The sequence below is a fragment of the Acinetobacter pittii ATCC 19004 = CIP 70.29 genome (assembly GCF_000369045.1).
GTDB classification, from domain to species: domain Bacteria; phylum Pseudomonadota; class Gammaproteobacteria; order Pseudomonadales; family Moraxellaceae; genus Acinetobacter; species Acinetobacter pittii.
Genome location: NZ_KB849789.1, coordinates 263254 through 285312, shown reverse-complemented (window position 1 = coordinate 285312; position 22059 = coordinate 263254). Strand labels below are relative to the sequence as shown.

General features: G+C 36.2%; 18 protein-coding genes, 1 other RNA gene and 1 pseudogene. 10 read left to right on the top strand and 10 right to left on the bottom strand.

The features are described from left to right. Positions 1-39: 39 nt before the first annotated feature. From F928_RS11800 to F928_RS11780, 5 genes are all read right to left on the bottom strand, one after another. Entirely contained in the window at positions 40-1728 is a 1689-nt protein-coding gene (locus tag F928_RS11800) for a T6SS phospholipase effector Tle1-like catalytic domain-containing protein (protein ID WP_005070781.1), read from the bottom strand. 13 nt (positions 1729-1741) lie between these two features. Then, positions 1742-2158, bottom strand: coding sequence for a hypothetical protein (locus tag F928_RS11795; RefSeq protein ID WP_002117504.1), 417 nt, complete (start codon positions 2156-2158; stop codon positions 1742-1744). Between the two features lie 201 nt (positions 2159-2359). After that, positions 2360-2809 (bottom strand): hypothetical protein, encoded by a 450-nt coding sequence (locus F928_RS11790; protein WP_005075374.1) that lies wholly within the window; start codon positions 2807-2809, stop codon positions 2360-2362. Between the two features lie 8 nt (positions 2810-2817). Next, positions 2818-3723: a DUF4123 domain-containing protein gene (locus F928_RS11785; RefSeq protein WP_005070783.1), complete on the bottom strand. Its 906-nt coding sequence runs from the start codon at positions 3721-3723 to the stop codon at positions 2818-2820. Next, on the bottom strand, positions 3724-6351 hold the full coding sequence (locus tag F928_RS11780; protein ID WP_005075370.1) for a type VI secretion system Vgr family protein: 2628 nt from the start codon (positions 6349-6351) through the stop codon (positions 3724-3726). Positions 6352-6763: 412 nt separating this feature from the next. On the opposite strand from F928_RS11780, the gene F928_RS11775 reads away from it, so the two are divergent. After that, positions 6764-7039, top strand: a complete 276-nt coding sequence (locus tag F928_RS11775) for a hypothetical protein (protein ID WP_000061136.1) — start codon at positions 6764-6766, stop codon at positions 7037-7039. A gap of 13 nt (positions 7040-7052) precedes the next feature. Here the strand turns inward: F928_RS11775 and cynR are convergent, their stop codons facing one another. Continuing rightward, the gene (gene cynR / locus F928_RS11770; protein ID WP_005075367.1) at positions 7053-7943 is read right to left on the bottom strand and encodes a LysR family transcriptional regulator; all 891 of its coding nucleotides are present in this window, start codon (positions 7941-7943) and stop codon (positions 7053-7055) included. Between the two features lie 187 nt (positions 7944-8130). On the opposite strand from cynR, the gene F928_RS11765 reads away from it, so the two are divergent. From F928_RS11765 to F928_RS11755, 3 genes are all read left to right on the top strand, one after another. Continuing rightward, positions 8131-9075, top strand: coding sequence for a dihydrodipicolinate synthase family protein (locus F928_RS11765; RefSeq protein ID WP_000050879.1), 945 nt, complete (start codon positions 8131-8133; stop codon positions 9073-9075). Between the two features lie 172 nt (positions 9076-9247). Next, positions 9248-10633, top strand: coding sequence for an MFS transporter (locus tag F928_RS11760; protein ID WP_005075364.1), 1386 nt, complete (start codon positions 9248-9250; stop codon positions 10631-10633). Positions 10634-10710: 77 nt separating this feature from the next. Next, positions 10711-12057 (top strand): OprD family outer membrane porin, encoded by a 1347-nt coding sequence (locus F928_RS11755; protein WP_005075362.1) that lies wholly within the window; start codon positions 10711-10713, stop codon positions 12055-12057. A gap of 86 nt (positions 12058-12143) precedes the next feature. Here the strand turns inward: F928_RS11755 and F928_RS11750 are convergent, their stop codons facing one another. After that, on the bottom strand, positions 12144-13544 hold the full coding sequence (locus F928_RS11750; RefSeq protein ID WP_005075360.1) for a type I restriction-modification enzyme R subunit C-terminal domain-containing protein: 1401 nt from the start codon (positions 13542-13544) through the stop codon (positions 12144-12146). 227 nt (positions 13545-13771) lie between these two features. Between F928_RS11750 and F928_RS22760 the strand changes: the two are divergent. The 6 genes and pseudogenes from F928_RS22760 to F928_RS11725 form a co-directional block, all read left to right on the top strand. After that, positions 13772-13867, top strand: a pseudogene (locus F928_RS22760) (hypothetical protein); the annotation flags it as partial. Between the two features lie 644 nt (positions 13868-14511). Then, a complete protein-coding gene (locus F928_RS11745; RefSeq protein WP_005075358.1) occupies positions 14512-14796 on the top strand; it encodes a hypothetical protein in 285 nt (94 codons plus the stop codon). A gap of 194 nt (positions 14797-14990) precedes the next feature. Next, positions 14991-15536 carry a PAAR domain-containing protein gene (locus F928_RS11740; RefSeq protein WP_005075354.1) on the top strand — a complete coding sequence of 182 codons (546 nt, stop codon included), beginning with the start codon at positions 14991-14993 and terminating at the stop codon, positions 15534-15536. A 9-nt stretch (positions 15537-15545) separates the two neighbouring features. After that, positions 15546-16154: a hypothetical protein gene (locus tag F928_RS11735; protein WP_005075352.1), complete on the top strand. Its 609-nt coding sequence runs from the start codon at positions 15546-15548 to the stop codon at positions 16152-16154. A 14-nt stretch (positions 16155-16168) separates the two neighbouring features. Further along, complete coding sequence (locus F928_RS11730) at positions 16169-16657, top strand: hypothetical protein (protein WP_005075349.1); 489 nt, start codon at positions 16169-16171, stop codon at positions 16655-16657. 126 nt (positions 16658-16783) lie between these two features. Beyond that, positions 16784-17311 (top strand): hypothetical protein, encoded by a 528-nt coding sequence (locus F928_RS11725; RefSeq protein WP_005075347.1) that lies wholly within the window; start codon positions 16784-16786, stop codon positions 17309-17311. Between the two features lie 311 nt (positions 17312-17622). On the opposite strand, the gene F928_RS11715 is transcribed toward F928_RS11725, so the two are convergent. From F928_RS11715 to ssrA, 3 genes are all read right to left on the bottom strand, one after another. Further along, on the bottom strand, positions 17623-19023 hold the full coding sequence (locus F928_RS11715) for an McrC family protein (RefSeq protein ID WP_005075344.1): 1401 nt from the start codon (positions 19021-19023) through the stop codon (positions 17623-17625). Further along, the gene (locus tag F928_RS11710; protein WP_005075342.1) at positions 19020-21122 is read right to left on the bottom strand and encodes an McrB family protein; all 2103 of its coding nucleotides are present in this window, start codon (positions 21120-21122) and stop codon (positions 19020-19022) included. The genes F928_RS11715 and F928_RS11710 overlap by 4 nt, the downstream gene beginning before the upstream one ends. Positions 21123-21577: 455 nt before the next feature. After that, positions 21578-21937, bottom strand: a transfer-messenger RNA (tmRNA) gene (gene ssrA, locus F928_RS21965). Positions 21938-22059: the final 122 nt, after the last annotated feature.

Sequence of the window (22059 nt, the reverse complement as noted above, 5' to 3'; positions counted from 1 at the left end):
ACTTTTTATTTTTAAAGCTAAGGTATTTTAAATGCATCACTAAGATGCATTTAAAAAGTTATCTGTCTGTTGAGCTTGTTTATAAGCATCAATAAACTGATTTTGCGGTATTTCTTGTTTAGGGAAACTACAAGTTACTTTCTGTTCAGCAGCTTTTTTATCCCACCCTTCACCACTGGCGCTACGACGTGACTCATAAACTTTTCTCTGACGGAAATAACTAAATGGTTCTACATTACTTAAAAAGCCATATTTAGAGTCATGAACATAATTTAAATAGAATTTTTTAACATCATCACTGACATTTGTATTCCAACTCTCAAATTGCCAATCTTCTACACCAATCATATATTCATAGGCAGTTGAAACCGGTGAAAAAACTCTAAAAATATTAAAACCATCTTTTTTCGAAGCGGTTGCTTCTTTTAGTTTCATCAATCTTTGCATTTCAGTTGCCATATCGGATGGGCCAACTGGTATAAGTTCACGATATTTATTTTCCTGACGTACACGCTGACTAACAGAAAGTTCATTTCCAGCACGTGCAATCGTACCGTAGGCACCGTAGTAAAGTTTCATACAACCTTTAATCTGATTTTGAATACTTCCTTGGCTTGGTATAGCGGCTTTTACAGCATCATAATATTTTTGAGAATCTGGTTGAATTTCAAACTGCTCAAAAATTTCGGAATGTTTTAATTTCAACTCATCATAGCTATACATTTTGACACCTGCTTGTAAGGCATCCTCTAGCATATGTTTTAACGGAATTCGGGCAAAATTGTCATTTACTCCTTGGCTACCTGGTTCATAACCACCACCAACGTCAGAATGTACTCCGGGATATACCACTTCTTTCCAATTACTGTTAGCTAACTTATTGTCTTTATGAATAACATCAACAGGGAAAGCAAAGCGCAGTTCATTACCAGCGATATAATGTGAACAGTTTTGAACCCGCTCATCTACAACCAAATCACGTTCTAAAAAAGGTAAGCTATTACTTAAATTTGTGGCAGGCAAGCCAAATGAAGCAACCGTATCAAAAATTCCTAAAAACTTAAATTCAATCGGATACTTACCTTGACCATACGTCAGCCCATCACAGTCTGATTGACACTGCCACATAAACTGATTTGTAAAAGCACGGGCAAGTGCAGCGCCACGTGAAAAACCGAACACAGAAATATTAATTTTCTTAATTAAGCGATGTTCTTTTAAGCTTTTATCGACTTCAGCAAAGCTGTACTCCTTTTTTTCACTTACATATTTTTTAATGTCTTTTTCAACCTTTTGTGCATTAAAAATCAGGATTTGCTTTAAAGCATCATTTAACTGGTCTTCACCATAATCTAAACGTCTTGAACCTCCCAACCCAGCACCAGCACCCAGACCAAGGTTATCTTGTACCCACGAAATAGCTCTTTGAAAGATATTTAGCTCAGCATTAAATTTTGTTCCAACACCAGAAATATAAATTGCATAATTTGAAGTTATTTTCTCTTTAGAAGACAATAAGTCACTCAATGCATATTCACTAGCATTTTTCCACAATCGAGCAGGATTTGACCACCTTTTGGTATCTTCATCATCTTTTTTATTATTACCAGTACCATCAAAAAATACTGATATATTGATGATATCTCTACAGTCTTGTTTACAAGATGGTTTTTCATTTGAGACATCTGTATTTATTGAATTTGTTCGCTGTAATAAACTTTGAATCATTTATTGTTCCCTATTATTTTCTTAATTGATCTAATAGTTTGAGTCCTTTTTCTGTAGGTTTAGGCCAATCATTTGAAGTCGTTATTTCTACGGTTTCATCAGGATATATATGTACAGCTAAATATTTTTTCCCTTTTAATTGTTCTTTTGTAAGAACAATTTGATTCTTCGCTACATGCTTTCTTTTACTATTTGTCTCACCCCATGTAATGACTTGTGAACCAATCTTAACTGGAGAAGTATTCATGCCTCCACCAAATCCTCCTCCAATTTCTTCACCATTTAGCTCAGTCATATAAGCATGGTAAGAAGTAAAATATTGAAAAGATGTGGTTCCCATATAATAAGTCGCATTGGGACCAATACCTGCGCAACCAGCTGCACTCATCATTAGGCTTATTGGTAATAACAATATTTTCTTTAAACTCATTTAATTAAACCTCATTTTAAAACTCAATTATCAAATTTATAAAAACTTAGGATTCTTATAAATTAAGAATTTACAATAAGTTTACTTACTCACTAATTAAAAAGTGAAATATATACCACCTTACGAAAATAAGATTTATGAATTTCCTCATCATTTAATATTTTTATCCTATTTAAATTTTATATTCATAGTATAAGCCTCTTAATTTCTATGAATTTTCTTCCAGATTTCAGTTCGCCAATCTAGTCCCTTTTGAATAGGTTCAGGCCAATCATTTGAAGTTGATATTTCAACCGTATCATCAGGATAAATATGTACTGCTAAATATTTTTTCCCTTTCAATTGTTCTTTTGTAAGAAGAACTTGATTCTTCGCTACATGTTTTCTTTTACTATTTGTCTCTGTCTCGCCCCATGTAACTATCTGTGGCCCTATCTTTACACTAGAGGTATTTGTTCCACCTCCAAATCCACCACCTATTTCAGAACCATTCAACTCCACCATGTAACTTGTATAACTTGGATCATAATTAAAAGATGTTGTTGCCATATCATAAGTCGCATTTGAACCAAGGCTAACACAGCCTACAAGACTGAATATCAAACCAAATATTAGTAATAATCTATTCGACCATTGTGTTTTATTCATCATAAAATTTATTAACTCGCATTTGCTACAAGTTGGACCATCACTTCATCCATAGATATTTTTTTATCTTTTAAGCGTTCTAGTTTTTGATTTAACCCTTTATCTGTTAAAAAGTTTTCTTTATAAATCAATTTTAAACAAATAAAATTTAAAATATCTCGTGTACCAAATAAGTTATACGCTCTAGCCTCAGGAATGGATTTAATAACAAATTGATATAATTCATTATCTGTCATATGACTAATAAGGAATTCATTATTGAGTTTTAAATAATAAATAAGATTATCAGGAAAAGTTGCCTCAACCATCATTTCTTCTTGTTCAACAGTAAAAGTTAAAGGAACTTGCACATAAGGTAATTGTTCAACCCGTTCATTTATTCCCCAAATTACTTGAAGTTTTCCTAACCTATCCCAATACCACCAACTTTGAATAGGAGTAAGTAAGTCTTTAATCTGCTGAGCATTGAATACAGGCCCATCGACATACAAAGTTTTATTTTCTTTATGGCCAACCAAGGTAGCTAAGATTACAGGGTCCCAAAATGCCAAAAACATTTCGAGTCCACCTTCAAATTTCACTTCTAAAAATTTTCTTAAATGCTCAAACAAATAATTGAAGGACAAAGGGCTTACTATAATTGTCATGCGAGCCGTGCCTGCAATATTTTGTTGTATCCATTGCCATTCTTGTGATGAAAAATCTTGAGGGAGTTGAAGTAAATGGGGAGATACCGCTTTTGCCTCCTCACCACTAGCTTCTAACAAAAGGCATTTTTGACGTAGATGCTCAAATTTCTTCAAGAAACTATCATCTTGTGCAGCATCTGCAAGTGCAAAAACGTTTAATCCAACTTCTGCTAAAGAGTGTGGCTCAAATGTTTTAAAAAATGTCTGAAGCGGTAGTTTAGCAGTCATTTATCGACCATCCCCTCTGTTTATAAATGCACCCCTCTGCGCTGCTCGTCTCGCCAAACATTCCCAGCATACATTATTTGGAAAAATCGGTAAGGTTGGGGTTTCACTTGCTCCTGTTGTAAAGAGATGTTGACCAGCTTTAGCCGTAAATTTTTGCGGGGTAATTATTGTTACCCCTGATGCATCAATTCTTAATGCACTCTCTTTAGCCCTTAATACAATTTCATTAGGACTATTGATTTCAACTTTGCCTTCTGATGAAGTAATTTTGACATCTAATCTTGCAGAAGCGTCGAGTACATTGTCTTGGGCCTGAATATCAAACTTGCCTTTAGCAGCATAAATTTTTAAGTCTTCTTGACCTGCAAATAAACTTACTTTTTTCTTCGCATTTAAAATTAGATTTTCATCTGTACTTGTATTAATAGATTTTCCGCTACCAAGCGTAATGCTTTCGGATGCCTGAATATGGATATCTTTGCCTGAAGTTAGGCCAATACTTTCAGGAGCAGCTAAAAGCATGAGTGCATCTTTCATGGCTTTTAAATCTTTCCATTGAGATTCTATTTTTTTGATATAGAACTCAACATTTTGAAGCATATCTGCTGCCTCTGCTTGCTGTTTACCTGCATATTCAGATAAAGCTTTCATACGCTCCAAGCCCTCGGAAAGATTTTCAATAGCTTCCTTTGCTTCGAGTTGTGTTTTTTGAGCACCCGGTTGAATGAAAGTTGAAACATATAGTCCTTTACTACGAATCGCACCAGATAAATCAGACCTTAATTCAAATCCCTGACCTCTTCCATCACTTTCAGCCTGCTCTTTAGGGTGACTTAAGTTACCTAAATTTAATTGACTTGCCCCATGACTACTATGAAGCTGAGTACTAATTTGCCCAGTCGTATCATCAAACCGAAGTTGGTTAAAACCAGACCCACTTACTTCTTTAGTACGAATACCACTTAACTTTTTGGTATCCGGTAGCTGGCCTTTAATATCAAATTTGGTAGGTGACCGTTGCCCTTCATGGACTCGCCCTGTAACAAATGGACGATCAATATTTCCATCAAAAAAGTCAATTACAACGATTTCACCCACTCGTGGCAAAAAGCGTGCACCGTATCCTTCCCCTGCCCATGGCGTTAATACATCTACCCAAGCCGAGTCAGTATCATTGTCATTGCTTCCTGCACCTCCATCATGTTGATGGTCATCGGTACGGGTGAATAAAAAACGAACCTTGATACGTCCCCATTCATCTACATGAATTTCTTCTCCATCTAAACCCACTACTTTGGCCCGTTGCACATGGGCAGAGGGACGATGTAATGGGTCAAACTCTGGAACAATATCGATATAGCGGCGTACAACCATGAGTTCATTGGCTTGACGTTCTTGCGCTCGATCATGGCTGACTTGCCAATGGCTCAAACTTAATAGTTGTACAACTTGATCACGTATATCTTTTGGTAAATTGTTCTGGTTATAAAACCGCTTACTTAAAATCAAAAACTCTTTATCAGAACTTTCATGATTTCTTTCAAGTTCAGGGTGTTCATTTAACTGAAACCAATAGCCAACTTGAGCATCTCGTACGCTGCTTCGAGCAATAAAATACTTTGCCTGCAAAGCTTGATATTGATTTAATTGTTTATTTAGTTTTTCAATCTGACTATTGCTTGAAGTGGTTGCCTGATCTTCTCCGTTTAAGTCCGTAATCCAAGCAGGTGCAATTGTCCATGCCTGTTCAAGACTTAAACTTTCATTATCACGTTGTGAACTATGCTGATGTGCGCTTAAAACACTACCACTTGCATCTTCTTGACTTAAGTTATCTGCTTGCCAACGTTGAAGATGGATTGCCGTGGGCTGCAGCTGTCTTTGTGCAATAAAACTGGTAATACTGTCATTTTGTTCAGTTGCATCGCTTCTATGATAGCGAATAGCTCGACGCTCTAAGACTTTATATTCATTATTATGATCAATAAGGCGTAGTTTTTGAGGCTCAATCGTCTGGCTATTACTCAAGACCATAGTCTCTGATTCATCAATTAACCAGTTAATACCCTCTTCCCGCATGAGACGGGTTAAATACGCGTAATCACTTTCATTCGACTGCATAGAAAAAGGTCGAATATCATAATTCCTAGTTAAGCCACTGCTATCTAGTTGTAAACTTGCGGCAAATAAAGAACTTTTGTTTTGCCATTCTTTAAAAATAATCTCAATAATTTCTACTGCACTTTTATTCATAAACACCCGACTATTACGTCGTTTGTGCCATAAACTTGTCGCATCTTGCATAGTCAGTTTATATAAACAAAGTGCGCCATCACTTTGCCCTTGACTCGCCCCTGTGATAATTCCTGTCGTTCTAAATAATTTACCTGAATCTGTTACTTGTTCTACGGCAACTTGGCATCCAATAAATTGTTTTAAAGAAATATAAGGGTTTATTGATAAGCAAATAAGCTCAGCAGAAAGCCCTTCATTTATAGAATGAAAGCCATCAATACGTTGTAAAAAAACCTGATTATTTATTTCAGGATTAGTAAAATAAATATGTAGAGCCCGTTTTTGTGAAGCAAAACCAATCTTGTCTAAGAAATCAAAAATATTATTCAACATTGTTATTTTAACCACGAATTGACTTAATTATATTAACAAACAGATACAATAAGCTCAAACAAAGAAACATATTAAAATCCAATAAATTTAATTAAAATCAAACAATTAAATATAATAATATTTTTGTATTAAAAAGTTATCTTAAAATAAACTTTTGCTTAATTGAATAAATGTAATTTCATAATATTTATCGATTTTAATTAAAAATAAAATAATCTTAAATTTTTATTTAAAAATATTTATTAAATTCTGAAACTTATCTCAAAAAATTAGTTAGTCATTTTATCACCAAATCAATTTGACCTCTAAAACCGTTCTAACTATGATGAAGCCGCAAGTTTCGCCAATATTTTGCACAAACGGCTGTTGTGCTGAGTGATTGATAAAGAAAACAACAACGACGAGAAGGAATATGTCTCTTTATAATTTTTCAGTTTTTTTGGGTGGATTATTATTTGTATCAATTGCCTCTGCTGGCTATAAAAGTAATGCACACCGTGACTTTTACTTAAAATGCGTAGCCGCTGGACATAGCCGCGCGACCTGTCTGTGTATTTATCACCGTTTAGAGCGCCAATATTCCCCAAAACTCATGCATAAGCTTGGAAAGTTAAGTCTACAAAGCCCAGAAGTGCCGCGTGATTTTGTAAAAACCATGCTTCGAACGATGCAACAGTGCCAGTCATAAAGTTACAAGTTTTTTAAAGCAAATCAGCCAAATTCCTAATTTCTTCCATCACTGCCTTACACGCAGGCGTTAAATAGCCGTGCTTAGAAATAGACAAAGAAATATAGCGCTTGAGCGCAGGGTTAATAATTTTTGCGGCTTGAATTGAGGTGTATTGGCTGGCCTTCTTTAACGCTTGCGGCCCCAGCATGGTATACATGCGAGATTCGGAAACCAAATGCGTTTGTAAACTAATCGAGTCAGCTTCAAACACAATATTCAGGTCTACCCCATTTTCATAAGCCATGTGGTCTAAAAAATTGCGCCAGTTACTTGGCCTGCAAAACGTGACCAGTGGTAACTCACTTACTTCTTTAAAGTCGACTTCATTGGCCTGAGTTAACTCATCACCTTCACAACCGACCAAATAGGTATCAGCTTCGGAAAGGTAAACATCGCCTTGTTTAGGTGTCGGGTTAAATCGATAGAGTATGGCTAAATCGACGCTGCCATCTTCCAGCCATTTTTCTAAATGTACCCCTTGCCCTTCACGCACCGACAGCTTAATTAGGGGATATTTCTCTTGAAGCACTTTATAGAGAGTCGATAACAACGGATGTGCAGTAGACGGCAAACTGGCAATACGAACCGTCCCGATCGGGGTATCGGTCGAGTGCAAAATTTCATTATTGAGTTGGTCGGTCACGTTTAGCCATGAACGAATTTTAGGAAGTAAATGCTGGCCTAAATCGGTGAGTTCGACACCGCGTCCAGTTCGGTTAAACAAACGACCGCCACATTGCGCCTCAAGCTCGTTCATTTGCCGACTGATTTGCGGCTGGTTGGTGTTATGCAGCATGGCGACTTTGCTTAAGCTACCAAGTTCCACCGCGTCTAAAAATATTTTCCATAATTCATAATTCATCGATTCTTCCCAAATCGTAAATAGGCAGCATTTTGAGCTATACATTTTCAGTATAACTGAAATTCAAGAATTGGTAATTCCTACATAACTCACCTATTCCTATACTCCAATCATGTTCTCTACAACACGATTTAAGTCAGATTAAGAACCAGAGAATATTTAATTACACTGTATAGGAAGTACGATTATGAGTTTAGATTTACGTGGATTAACCCCAGCACCTGTGACTCCTTTTACCCGTGACGGACAAGTAGACCATAATGCAATTCAACGTTTAGGTTCATGGTTAGGCAGTATTGATGGTGTGAAAGGCTTGGTTGTTCTTGGGCATGCAGGTGAAGGAACATTCTTGTCGCAAAAAGAACAAATGCAGGTCATCGAAAGCTTTGTTAAATCGGTAGATGACAAAATTCCGGTAATCGCAGGGATTACGCTCGAAGGTACTTCGGTTGCAGCAGAAGAAGCAAAACGTGCAGTCAGCGCAGGTGCTTCGGCAGGTTTGATTTACCCTTCACATGGCTGGTTGCGTTTTGGCTATCAAAAAGGCGCACCACAAGACCGCTATAAAGCGATTTATGAAGAAAGTGGTTTGCCATCTATTTTATTCCAATATCCAGATGCAACGAAGGCCACTTACGACCTAGAGACTCTACTCGATATTTCTGCACAGCCAGGTGTGTTTGCCATGAAAAATGGTGTGCGTAACATGCGCCGCTGGGATGTCGAAATTCCAATTATTCGCCGTGAACGCCCAGACTTACAGGTGTTGACTTGCCACGATGAATATTTGCTTCACACCATGTTTGATGTAGACGGCGCTTTGGTTGGCTATGGCAACATTGCCCCTGAACTGTTAATTGAAATGATTAAAGCAGGTAAAGCTAAAGATTACGCCAAAGCTCGTGCGATTCACGACCAATTATTACCAGTGACTCGCAATGTCTATCACCGCGGTTCACACATGGAAGGCACAGTCGCGCTTAAACATGCATTGGTTGCTCGCGGCATTTTGGACCATGCCACTGTGCGTTCGCCTCTGCTTCCACTGGCAGATGGTGCTGAGCAAGAAATTCATGATGCAATGCGCCAAGCCGGAATTGGCAAGGTCGATTTAACCCAAGCCGTTGCTTAAATTCTATTCGGGCTAGCATGTACGCTAGCCTTTTTTTCCTGTACGCTGCCTGAGGCCAAACATCGGGCATGTCTCTTAAAAACAATAATAAAAAGCATGCAAACTGTGGTGAACAGGTAGTGCGAAATAGAACAACAAAACTACGAGGAATGTAGTAATAAGGAGATAGAAGATGACAAATCTAGCGGATGTAGAACAAATTAGTCATCATCAAAAAAATGCGGAAATTATTGCAAGACTCGAACGGCTACCCGTCACTGGTCGATTGCAATTTATGCGAATTACCATCGGTATCGCGACCTTTTTTGACGCTTATACTGTTCTTGCGATTGCCTTTGCTTTACCCCAACTTATTACCGAATGGCATCTAACGCCTGCCTACATCGGTGCGATCATTGCTGCGGGCTATGTCGGGCAACTGGTCGGTGCGATCTTTTTTGGTTCACTTGCCGAAAAAGTCGGTCGTTTAAAAGTGCTGTCTTTTACCATTTTACTGTTTGTGGCAATGGACATTTCCTGTCTGTTTGCGTGGAGCGGAATGTCACTGCTAATTTTCCGTTTCTTACAAGGTGTTGGAACAGGTGGCGAAGTGCCTGTTGCGAGTGCCTACATTAACGAGTTTATTGGTGCAGAAAAGCGCGGTAAGTTTTTCTTGCTCTATGAAGTTTTGTTCCCACTTGGTCTTATGTTCGCAGGCATGGCAGCATTTTTTCTCATGCCCATTTACGGCTGGAAAGTCATGTTTATTGTGGGCCTAATTCCATCTTTACTTGTGATTCCTTTACGGTTTTTCTTGCCTGAGTCACCACGCTGGCTTGCTTCAAAAGGTCGTTTTAAAGAAGCCGATCAAGTGGTGAAAAGCTTTGAAGACGGTGCCATTAAAAGCGGTAAAACTTTGACTGAACCTGTGGTTAAAGAAATTAACCCGCAAGGCATGGCAAAAACCGACTGGCGCGAGCTGTTCCGTGGCATTTACCGCAAACGTACCTTTACCCTGTGGGGCATGTGGTTTTGCGTGTATATGGTGAACAATGCCATGGTGACTTGGCTGCCATCTCTCTACAAACAACACTTTGGCCTGTCGCTGCAAACCAGTTTAGGTTATGGCTGGATTACGTCGGGCGTGGGTGTGATTGCCTCTATTATCTGTGCATTAATGATTGATAAAGTCGGCCGCCGCCCTTGGTACAGTGCAGCGTTTTTCTTGGCAATTATTCCACTCATGAGTCTCTCGGTTTTAGGCGCAAAATCGGCGATGGAAGTTGTAATTTTCGCAACGATTAGCTATGCCATTTTGCAAACCATTTCATTCTCTTTATACCTTTATGCTGCCGAACTTTACCCAACTCGCCTACGTGCGATGGGCATTGGTTTTAGTACCGCTTGGTTACGTGCCGGCTCTGCAATTGGGCCAGTTATGGTCGGCCTCGTGGTTGGTGGTTATGGCATTCAATATGTGTTTAGTGTGCTTGCTGTTGTGGCGCTCATTGGTGGCCTTGTGACCTTCTTGTTTGCCATTGAAACCAAAGGCCAAGTACTCGAAAAACTCTCTCCTTAATTCATCCATTTCATAAAAAGCTTGCCTAACCCAGCGTTAGGCAAAGGGCTTATTCATGCTTAAAAAAGGAATTTAAAATGAATAAATATTTGCTATGGGGCTGTATTGGTTTAAGCAGTGTAAGCAACGCTTATGCAGAGCTTCCTCACCAATTTGGCAAGTTAGAATTAAAACTTAACACCCGTTACTGGAACGATGAAGGCACCGCTCACCCTACGCTTGCAAACCCTTCACCTTCGTCGAGTGAATATGAGCAAAGTGCTTTAGGGCTTGAGTTAAATTATCAGTCACCCTACATGTGGGACTGGCTTGGGGTAGATGGCTCACTCTATGCAGTCACCAAGTTATTTGACTCTGGCAAGCCTAGCGCTCAGCTTTTAGAGGTTGAAAATAACGGCAAGCTCGACCAAAACTTTGCGACTTTAGGACAGCTCTACATCAAGGCAAAACTGGGTGATAAAGGCGAAATTAAATTAGGCCGCCAGCTGCAAGACTCGCTCTTGCTTAAAAGCACCAATAACCGCGCTGTGCCCGATACCTTTTCGGGTGCGAGTGGTCAGTTTCAACTGAATGATCAGCTACAGACTTACATAGCCTACTATGACCGCTGGAAACCGCGCAGCATGGACTCTTTTGAAAAACTGGTGACTGAAAATGATGAGCGCATTGATTATGTGGGTTTGCTCGGTGCCAAATATCAGTACAAAAACTGGAGCGTGAATGCCGAATATTTAAATAGCAAAGATTATTTAAAAAAGTATGGGGCGATTGCTCAATATAAATTGCCGATGCATGGCCTTATATGGACATTCAACACAGGTGCTTTTTTCTCGCGTGATGATGGCAAGCTGTTTAAATGTGGTGCCGAAACCGAGCTGGACTGTGTCAAAGGCCAAGACATTAACAACCGTGGGAATGGTTATTTTGTCGATGTAAATGTGGCCAAAAATAACCTTGAAGGTGGCATTGCCGTTTCAAAGTTTGACGGTTTTTGGATAGAAGATAACTTTGCCGTGCACTCCACCCGCAATTCGGTTTTAACGCAAGACCACGGCACCAACCCATTTCCGACCTCTGCGACCATTGGCCCCGACTTTACCAATAACGATGAAACCGCCGTTGCCCTTCGCTTGAAATATAACTGGAAAGACTATGTGAAAGGTTTAAAAACCGAAGCGAAGTATATTTATGGCTTTGGCGCGCACCAAAGTAACATCAGCAGTGATATTGAGGGTAAAGAACGTTACTTTGACTTTACGGTGAGTTATGCCTTGCCATGGGTAAAAAACTTAGATGTGCGTTATTCATTTTTGCATTATGAGTCAAAGTTTGAAAATTCAAACCTAGGTGAAAAAATAAATGGCATGACCCGTAAAGATTGGGACCAGCATCGTGTATTTATTAATTACCGTTATACATTTTAAGCATAGGCTGAACATTTAGGTTACAAAATCATGATTATAACTATGTAAAAGCACTGGTCGTAATCATGATTTTTTAACTAAAAATATTACGCTACCGCACTTTGATTAAATGCTTCAACAACGCCAAATATCTTGTCAGCATCCCTATCAGCAAACACGCCATCAATACCTTCATAGTGAATTTGATTGAACGGTGGTTCATAAAGTTGAGACGCTTCTAAAGTTCCGCGCATAGTTAAATGGTCAATAATCATCTCTACGAAACGGATTTGTTTTTCGTTATATGTAGTGCCATGTAAATAATTTGAAAATGCCTCTTGTACTGCCTGCCGATCTAAACCCACTAGAGAACGGATAAAGAGAGTTAAAGACTTTTCTGTACCAAAACACTTTTCAAATTTTTCTTTACTCTCAACTTCTTGTGCTTCAAAGACAAAACGCTCTAACTCAATTAAGTCAGTCGGGGTTAATGCTAGGCCACGTTTTAATTTTGCGATAGTAATATGGTTTTCATTTGCCTTAATAAAATTTTCAACACGCTTACGATATTGTGCAAGATTGACACCGCTAGAAACGACAGGAATATCAATTTCTACTGCATTACCAATTTCATCATCTAGCATGGAATAAACAATGGTAGAGGTGGATTTCTCAATCAGTTTTACTAGGCCACGAATACGTTTACGCATCGATTCAAGCATTGGAAGTGTAATATCTTTCCAATATTCAGCAGTTTGAATTTCTTGAATTAAAGTGATTTGTGCAGCAACAACAGGAATATTTTCTTTAGTCTCTAGCTTAGATGCAACTTCAATCACTTTATTAGCATACGTTTGAATTGCTTTATTGTTCTTTGCTAGTACTGCAAGTTCAAGGTTATAGCACAACATATCAAATAACTTTGCTTCTAAGGTTTCAGCCTCAAGCTCATTTGGTAATTTTGAAATATGCTCGCGTAATATGCCCATAGATAGGTCATCTAAATTATTCCAAGCATCATCATTTTTGAAATATTCAACATATTCGAGTTCAGACCGCACAATGAAATTCTCATTGTTCATCGATTTCACTTCTGTCTGTAAGCTTTGACGAATATCCTGCTGTACTGCTTTTAGTTCTTCAGTATCAAAATCTTTGGTATTCAATAAACTTAAAATATTTAATCGTGCTTTAAATAATCGCTGTCCCAACGGTTCAGTTGTAGAAACTGGAGCACCTTCAGGGTTTTCATTAAAATATTCAAAGTTTGAGCAATAATCGAAAATATAAAATTCTTTTTTATCTTGTTCTGGTGCAAATAGCTCTTTACACAGTCGTGTACCGAGACGATTTGCCTTTTTTTCTTTTGTAGTTTGAATTTCATCAAGACGGCGAATAAACAGTAAATATGTCATTTGCTCCATGACTTCTAAAGGGTTAGAAATTCCACCACTCCAGAAAGCATTCCAAATTTGGTCAATTTTACTTTTAATTTCGCCCGTAATCACAATGTTGAACCTCAAATTTCTTCGATGCGTATTGTGTTAGAAATACTTTTGAAATGCTATAGCCATATACATTCAGCGGCAATACATGTCGTTCCTAACAATCTTTTGCTTATTTTTACAGCTATATTTCAATAGCTCGAATTAGAGGAGAAATTAAGCAAACTACTACAGATGCCTACAAGTTTTCAATCAAGATTTTTTAAACTTTTATTTTTGATTTGAATTTTTTTCTAAATGCAAACCTAGGTGAAAAAATAAATGGCATGTCTCGGAAAGATTGGGACCAGCACCGTGTATTTATTAATTACCGTTATACATTTTAAGAGCATGCTAAACGTTTAGTTTAACTTTATTATATTTATTAATTCACCGATTTAAATCGCTAAACTTTTGAGTTTAATTAAAATATAAATTTATATTTTAATTTTTTATAATATTTTATTTAAATTGAATTGACCTGTTAAAAACTTATGATTATTATGGTCTTGCTGGCCTACATTGCCAGTCGGTTTTGACAGACCGAGTATACAGCGTATCAGGTTTATACTTCCTGAGTATCAGACTTGTGCGCAACCTGCACCTCCCCCTTACCGTTGCGGTAGGACGGGAGGGGGACGCGCTTGCGCGTGCTGGTGTATACCCAGTCTGTCAACCCCTTCTCGTTCTACCACCATAATCAATTGACGGTGATTTTTGGTGGTAGAGCTCCATAAATTTTAAGGAGTTAACCATGACCTTTTTTAGATTAATCCCCTCTCCCTTATAAACTTTTTATTTATTTAAAATTTTGGTTTTCTATTATCTAAATTTTCAAATTTATAAATTATTTTTATTTTAAAATTTAAGTCATTTTATTTTATTGCTTTTATAGGCGGGTTAACTATTGCCTCTAAAAATGATTTTAAAACTTAAAATATAGCGGTTTATTTTTTCTCATTGATATATCCCCAATCATTACGAGAATAATATGAAATTTTATAAAACTATTTTGGTGTTAGGCCTTATGATCGGCGATTACAGCGTTTCAGGTTGTGACCTTCACACACAGCAGGATTTTGAAAAAATTTGCCTGTCGGGTGGGCACACCCAAGCCAGTTGCGACTGTATTTACCAACGGCTTGAACAAGTGTATTCACCTAAGCTCATGCAACGTCTAGAACATGTCAGTTTGCAAAGTCCTGCTCTCCCACAGGACTTTGCTCCTACATTTTTTAGTGTAATGCGGCGGTGCGATAAAGAAGACATGGGCTAAGCGTTTGGCTTAGCTCCCTTATCTCTGTGTCGCAATGGTGGATAACTTTAAATCAGCGCAAAAAATTAAAGTTCTGTTGTGGCACGGGGGCCTTGAGAAATAAGTTAACTCTACTAAACAATAAAACTATACAGTATTGTCTACCCCCTCTTTGGTATGATTTTGGCACTTCATAAAGATAAGAAGGAATAAGTTTGGCAACACCATATATAACAATAGGCTGCCCCACTAGTGGCGGTGGTCAAGTAATTTCAGGGAACAGTATGTTCCTAGTCGACGGGATTCCCGTTGCTTGTGTCGGTGACAAAGCTACCTGCCCCACTCATAAAGTTGTTGCAACCATTGTGTCTGGCGACCCATATATGCAAATCTTTGGTAAAGCTGCTGCCCGTGTTAACGACTCTCTTTCCTGTGGCTGTAAATTACTACCTCAACAAAACTTAGTAGTTCAAGACAATGGCGGTGGTTCTGTTCAAAGTTCGCCAGCGAGTAAAGCTCAAACTCAAGATAGCTTTGTGGAAGACAAATCTAAAGAATATGGTATTCAGTTCCAATTAAAGGATGAAAAGACCCAAAAAGTTTTTAGTGAAATTCCCTATTCAATTATTTACAAGAAGGATGGAAAAGTAGAAACCGGTTGGACGGATAAAGAAGGTAAAACCCATGTCATCAATGCTGACTCACCAGATGAAGTAGAGTTTCAGACCATTGATGCTTCTAAACCGTTACCTCCACTGTAAGGATTTAAAATGGCACAAGATAGAGTTTTCTCACCAACATTAATTCCATCTTTAGATAATGAAGTTAAAGTCTGTCATGCAGATGAATTATTAGATCCATTATTATGCAATAGCATTGTTAAAATTCTTAATTATCACACTACAGTGCCTTACACCTTTATGATGGATCAAGGTCAATGGGATGGTGTTAAAAACAGAATACCTTTTGAACACGATTTAGCAATTCGTTTTGGGCTTGAGTATGATTTACGTCAGTTTAGTGAATCAGTTTTAGAAAGATATTCTTTTCATACAATGATGTATCTTAAGTTTACGATGTATGCTCAAAAGCATTCCTTAAATGAAGGCTCAACTTTTATTAGAGAACTTACTAAAGATTCTTTTACAGCACGTATGGCAATTGCTAAGAAAAACTTTGGTGAAGTTATTGATCTTGCCCTTTCCAATGCAAACAAGCCTGTTTTAGCGGGGAATGCTATTGCCATCCATGAGAATAATGGACCATATCTAATTAATGAGAATATGTATAAGAAAGTATTTGGTCGTCCTTATGATAGTGCTACCGTATCGCAGTTTATACGACAATATCAATATACACCGCCACTTAGTAGTTTCTAGTCACGAGTAATAATATGAAGAAAACGATATTAATATTTTTAGCACCGCTTCTTTTGGTTGGCTTCAATGGATGTAAAGCATCTGAAAAAGAGGATGTAGATACATTTATTCAAAAGGACTTCAAGAATTACGTTACTGATAATAGAAAGTTGATTTTGGAAGCCAATAAAGACGTAAAACAAGAGCCAGCTCTAAAAGAGATTATTTTCAAAAATACTTTTGTAAAGGTAAGAACTGCACAAAGTCTACTGAATGATGAATATGGTAATTGGTTAACTGGCTTAGATAAGAACAAGTTTGATTATACCGACCTCAACGATGTCTGTTGGCTGACCGTCTACATGCAAAACTATATAAATAATATGGATGAGCGATATAAAGCTAATATTACCGAAGATACCAAGAAAAGTGTTAAACAACTATACGAAGCAAGAAATGAAATTATCAAGTTAAGAGATAGCAAAGACAAATCTCTAGCAACTTTTCAGAAAGTTTGTAAATAGTTGAAAATTAATTAAATATTACTATATAAAGCTCCAATTAAAAGGAGCTTTTAATAGCTAATTTTATAAATTAGTTATAGCTAAATCTAGTTATTCCCTGCCTGAATAAGAAATGGTTAATTAATTGTGAAATCTAAACTTTGTATTATTTTATTGTCTCTTTTAACGGTAGCATGTAGCCAAGTCCGCCCTCAAAAACATGGAATTACTGAAGCTGACATAACCCAAGCATATGAAGCATCACTCTATGCCCAATTTAACCAGCTTTACTACACAAAGTTTTTATATAAAGCAGCATACAATGAAGCTAACAAGGTAAATGAAACTAATGATCAGTTGCTAAGTTATGCCACTTTTTTAATGTATGCAATCAATACAACTTACGATTCTTTAGACATACAGCTTAATGATGATCTAGATTTAATGGCTTCGGGTCAAAAAAGTAAGATGTCAATTGATGCTTTAGATTCATTATGTGTAAGTAATAAATACATTGAAAAATATATAAAACTTAAAGAAAAAAGCGGAAGTGGGATATCAGCTAAAGCTAAAGAACTTTCAAAAGAGGCTTTGATACTTCAACCCAAAATTGAAAAAATCATCATGAAAACTGATTCACCGTTAAATGATATTGAATGTAAAAAATTAATCTAAGCGAGGAAAGGCCCTGAATGTTGAAGGCTTTTTCTAAAGTGAGTTAACGTAAATTACCCCAACTGATTCAAATAATAAAAACAACTCAGAGAATTCCTCGGAGATCCACACAATGTTAGTAAGCAGAACTTATGTTAAATTTATCTGTGCTCTTCTGTTTATGCTTTTTATGAATGGTTGTGCAAATTCCCAGATAAATAGCGATAGAGAAGCTTTAATTAATGCAGGGCGTGCCGCAGTCAGTATAATAACTACAAATTACCGAGTTTCTAAATACGCTCTTCAAGAAAGAAATAGGGATGTTACTTTTGTTAAATAGTTATGTCTTTTTTGCCTATCAAATCTGCTATTCGTTTTACAAATATATCTTCACTTTCAATTAGATCATCCATTGTTTGGGTCTCATGAACATAAATTCCATCTATTATAAATAACACATCATTATTATTGTTACCGTATAAAGTCTCAGAGTAAGACTTCTCAACGTCTAATTGTTTTGATAATGGATAGATCAAACCACTTGCTATTAAGTTATTTTGGTAATAACCCGAGTAAGAATGTATTTGGTGTAAATCTGACCTATCAATGTCATTATTTTGCATTTCCATTTTCTTAAATTTTGCGTCAAAAACAATAATTTTGCCTGTTTCCTTATGTTTCATTATTAAGTCTGGAAATATTGATCTACGATAAAATTGCTGTTTGTAAATTGGAATATCAACTTGTCCACTTACCGACCATTCAGGAAAGTTTCTACTCAAAAGTTTTTCAAGATAAATTTCATATAATTCTGCAATATCAAACAAATAACCTATTGTCTCTAAACTTTTCTTATCATTATCGGGTATTAGGTCTTTGTTCAATAAAATTATTTCTGCATACTCCAAAACTTTTTTGAAACCACGATACATTGGATTGTTTATAGTTTGGTATGTTTTGGCTCTTTGTATTGTTTCGTAACTCGCAAAACGACCAGAATATTGTTGTTTTAAAAATTGACTTAAACCAAGCAAACGGCTGTGAATTTCTTTGCCGAAAACACTTTCTAATTTCTTTAATGCCAAATATAAAACATCAATGATTTCTTGAATATACATTCGTTCCCTGAAAGTTGTTGTTAGTTTTCCTTGAAATGGAATATCTCTTTTTAAGTAATCATTAAAATTTATACTTCCTCTTACTTTTTGACTTCGCTCTTGCTGTTTTTGGTATTGTTGTGGCAAACCTAAAACCACCGCTTTTTCTAATGACTGAATAAATAAATGAGCAATAATAAACAAGAACTGATTTTCGGTTTCATCTGTCTTTGCTTGTATTGGCTCATTGTCAACGTAAATATCATTTACGAAGTTAAGCATACGTTTTAGAAAAGTGTCGCCATATTTTGTTGTAATATTAATTTTACAACCTTTGTAAAAAAGCACTCCAGCATATACACCAGTTTGAATAAAGTATTTTTTTTCTTTTTCTTTTTCTTTTGAATATAATTTTAAAATTAGACGTTCTTCATCTTGCTCAAAAATACGTTTGCTTTTGAAATGAAATACTTTGATCTGTTTTAGTTGTTCTGCACCAAGTTTTAATTCATAAACAGACGAAAATATTTCTTGCAAGTTTTTTACGCTTGACTGTTTTACTCCGAAAGCTTTACCTAAGTTTGAAATTGGGGCTTCTTCGTAAAAATTATGATTGACTGGAATACTAATTTTCATTTTATTGTTTCTTTGAACTTATTCAACGCTTCATCTAACCTACTTTCCAATTCGCTTTCCACAAATACGGCTCTTAGATATTCTTTCAATGTTGGTCGCAAATACAAGTTAAATAAAATTTCAATATTGTTATTTGTAATATCTTTACGCTTAGCAATATCGCTAATCTTCATAAAAAATGAATGACCAAATTCATATGATTTTCCCAAACCTAAGTCTTTAGAAATATAGTCATTCAATTTTTCGCAGGCTTTGACATACAGTCCAATATTATTGAACTGATCTTTTCCTTTGAAACGTGTCTCCTCTTCAATTACTTCGTAATCACAATCTTTTCTTATCCATTTAAAACGTCTACGGAGTGCTAAATCAAAAGCATCAATACTTTTATCCACATCATTCATCATTCCAATAAAAAATACATTCTTAGGAACTCCAAACTTCACTTCATTGTTGTGAATTTCATAAGCTAAATCTTTAAATTTATTGTCCTCTTTGATCAAATCTTCAATTAGCGCAGAATATTGTGTTCGAATCAGGTTTTTATTTTCAGTATCTTGTCGGTAATCTTTTTCCAATAGCGATAAAGTTTCGCCAAAAACCATTGAAAGATTTGCTCGGTTTATTTCGTCCACGACGAAATAAAAATCCTTTTCAGGGTGTTTTTTCGCTTTGATACAAAAGTTTTTAAAAATACCATTTACTAACTCAAAGCGAATATTTCCATCTTTTGAAACGCCTTTTGGTTTAATACCTTCGATAAAATCTTCGTAAGTAAATGATGGATGGAATTGTAAAACCTCATATCTTGAAGTATCACCTTGACAAACAAAATCTAAACTACTTTTTACAGAAAATGTTTTACCTGTTCCTGGCGGCCCATAAAGAATAACATTAGGATTGTTTGTGTCTGCAATCGATTTGGAATTTACAAAACGCCATAAGAAACGTGAAAGCAAAACAAGTTCGTTTTTGTCTTGTTCATTTACGTCTAAAAGTTTCTTTGCTACAAGACAAACTTGATGGTTTTTTCTAAAGATTTCTTCAGCATCACTATCAATAAACTCGTTATATAGTTCTTCTAACCATTGTGTAGAGTAGATATAGAGAAAGTCCGATAAATTATCCAATACAGCTAGTTTCATTAAAACTTGCTTGGCACTGTAATTTGAATTTTCAATCAAATATATTTTTTCTAACGGATCAGTTTTTGAGACAATACTTTTCAGTAAACCTTTTATTTTTTCATTAAAATAAAGTTCCGCGTCTTGTCGAGTAGCATTTGACTTGTTTACACTTTTGATATGATAAGTAGAATTGTCATCATTCAATTTCACTTCAAAATTGAATGCTGTACCAGGCTTTGAAGAACCTAAAACAATTCTCGTGGTTCGTTCTAAAAAGTTACATAAATATCCGCCGGGCATTATTGCTGTGGAACTTCCTAAAATGTTTGTGTAGTCATCCAAACTCAATGTGTCATTTAAAATTTTATGCTTATATAATTTCCATTCAGAAATTAATTTCTCAACTTCGTCCTTATTAAATTTTTTTTCTTCCTCTTTTGTTTCATTTTTAAATTTGTTCCAAAGTACTTTGATGTGAGTTTGTCGCTCTTCTGACAGTTTTATATTTTCCATTAGTCTCTTATAAGTCCTTAACTTATACCACTTTACAATAAAATTATTTGTAGCATTAGACCCGTTACAACAGGTTAAAGTGCCTGGCGCTTGTATATGACTTTTACCATAAGCTGTTAAAATCTGATAAAGAAGATTTTTCTCATCTTCTTCGTAAAAACCAAGAATTTCAATTTGTCTTCTAAGTTTGAACCAATCAAATTCATCGTCTGTATTCTGCTCTATATAAGCATCACCCTTTACTTTTACTAATGCTACTGGCGTACTTCCATCACGAACCATCACAACATCGTCAATTTTCATATCATTTTTGAAAAGCTTAGGATCAATTACTGAATTTCCTTTTTTGTCTTGCCAATATTCACCCATACCTATAACTTGTTTTTTCATAAGTATAGCTTTTAGCGTATCAACGTCTAATCTTGAGTCTGGGTGTAGTTGTATGTGCCAATAGTTCATTTAATATCAATATGTGTTGTCGTATTTTAGAAAAGGAAAAAGGCCGATTTTAACAATAGCTCTATCATCTGTATTTCTTACAGCTTGTGGCATGGTAATGGCAATTGAACTCATCCAAAATCTCTAAAGGAATTTACTCATTAAAAAATTAAAGCTCTAGATTTCCCCCCCCAATTTAACTCATCATCTTTTCAGACAACAACTACTTTATTTATAAGAATATTCAAAACAGAAAATTATTTTCATACCATATATTTAGACGAGGTTAGAATAACAAAAGTATGAAACCAGAAGATAAAACTCGAATCATTATTGATCAATAAAACCCCATAATACTTTTTTTAATAAATGAAAGATCAGACTAGAAAGTAAAAATTAAAGCAAACTAGAAGTTGTCAAAAACCTGTCAATAAAAAAGCCACTTACATTAAGTGGCTGATTTATTTAAAGTATTTTGGTGGAGATGGCGGGAGTTGAACCCGCGTCCGCCAGCACTACGCTCGAGAATACTACATGCTTAGATATCGTCTATTGTTTTAACACCAAGTGACCCGACGAACAGGGTACAAGGTGCGATCCTCTAAGTTTGGTATAAAGCCCCGAGGCTTGACTCTATACGGACTTGTGTGCGTGCGCTACGGTCGGGTTCCTAAACCACAAGTATTCTAGGAAGCGGACAAACTGCCCTTAGGCAGCTAGAGCGTAAGTTTCGTCGTTTGCGACTATTAAAATGCAAATTTTATTTACGAGAGAAAATGCGCTCTCGGCATGCATCTATGAGTTTCATCACCGGCGTCGAAGCCAATAACATCCCCATGAATGTCTGAACATCATAGCATAACTAAAATAAAATGCTGTGCAATTTATCAACAGTCTGCTACTGATGAACATATTTACATAATGGAGAGCCTTTTGTTTTTTTCAAGGCCCCTCATAA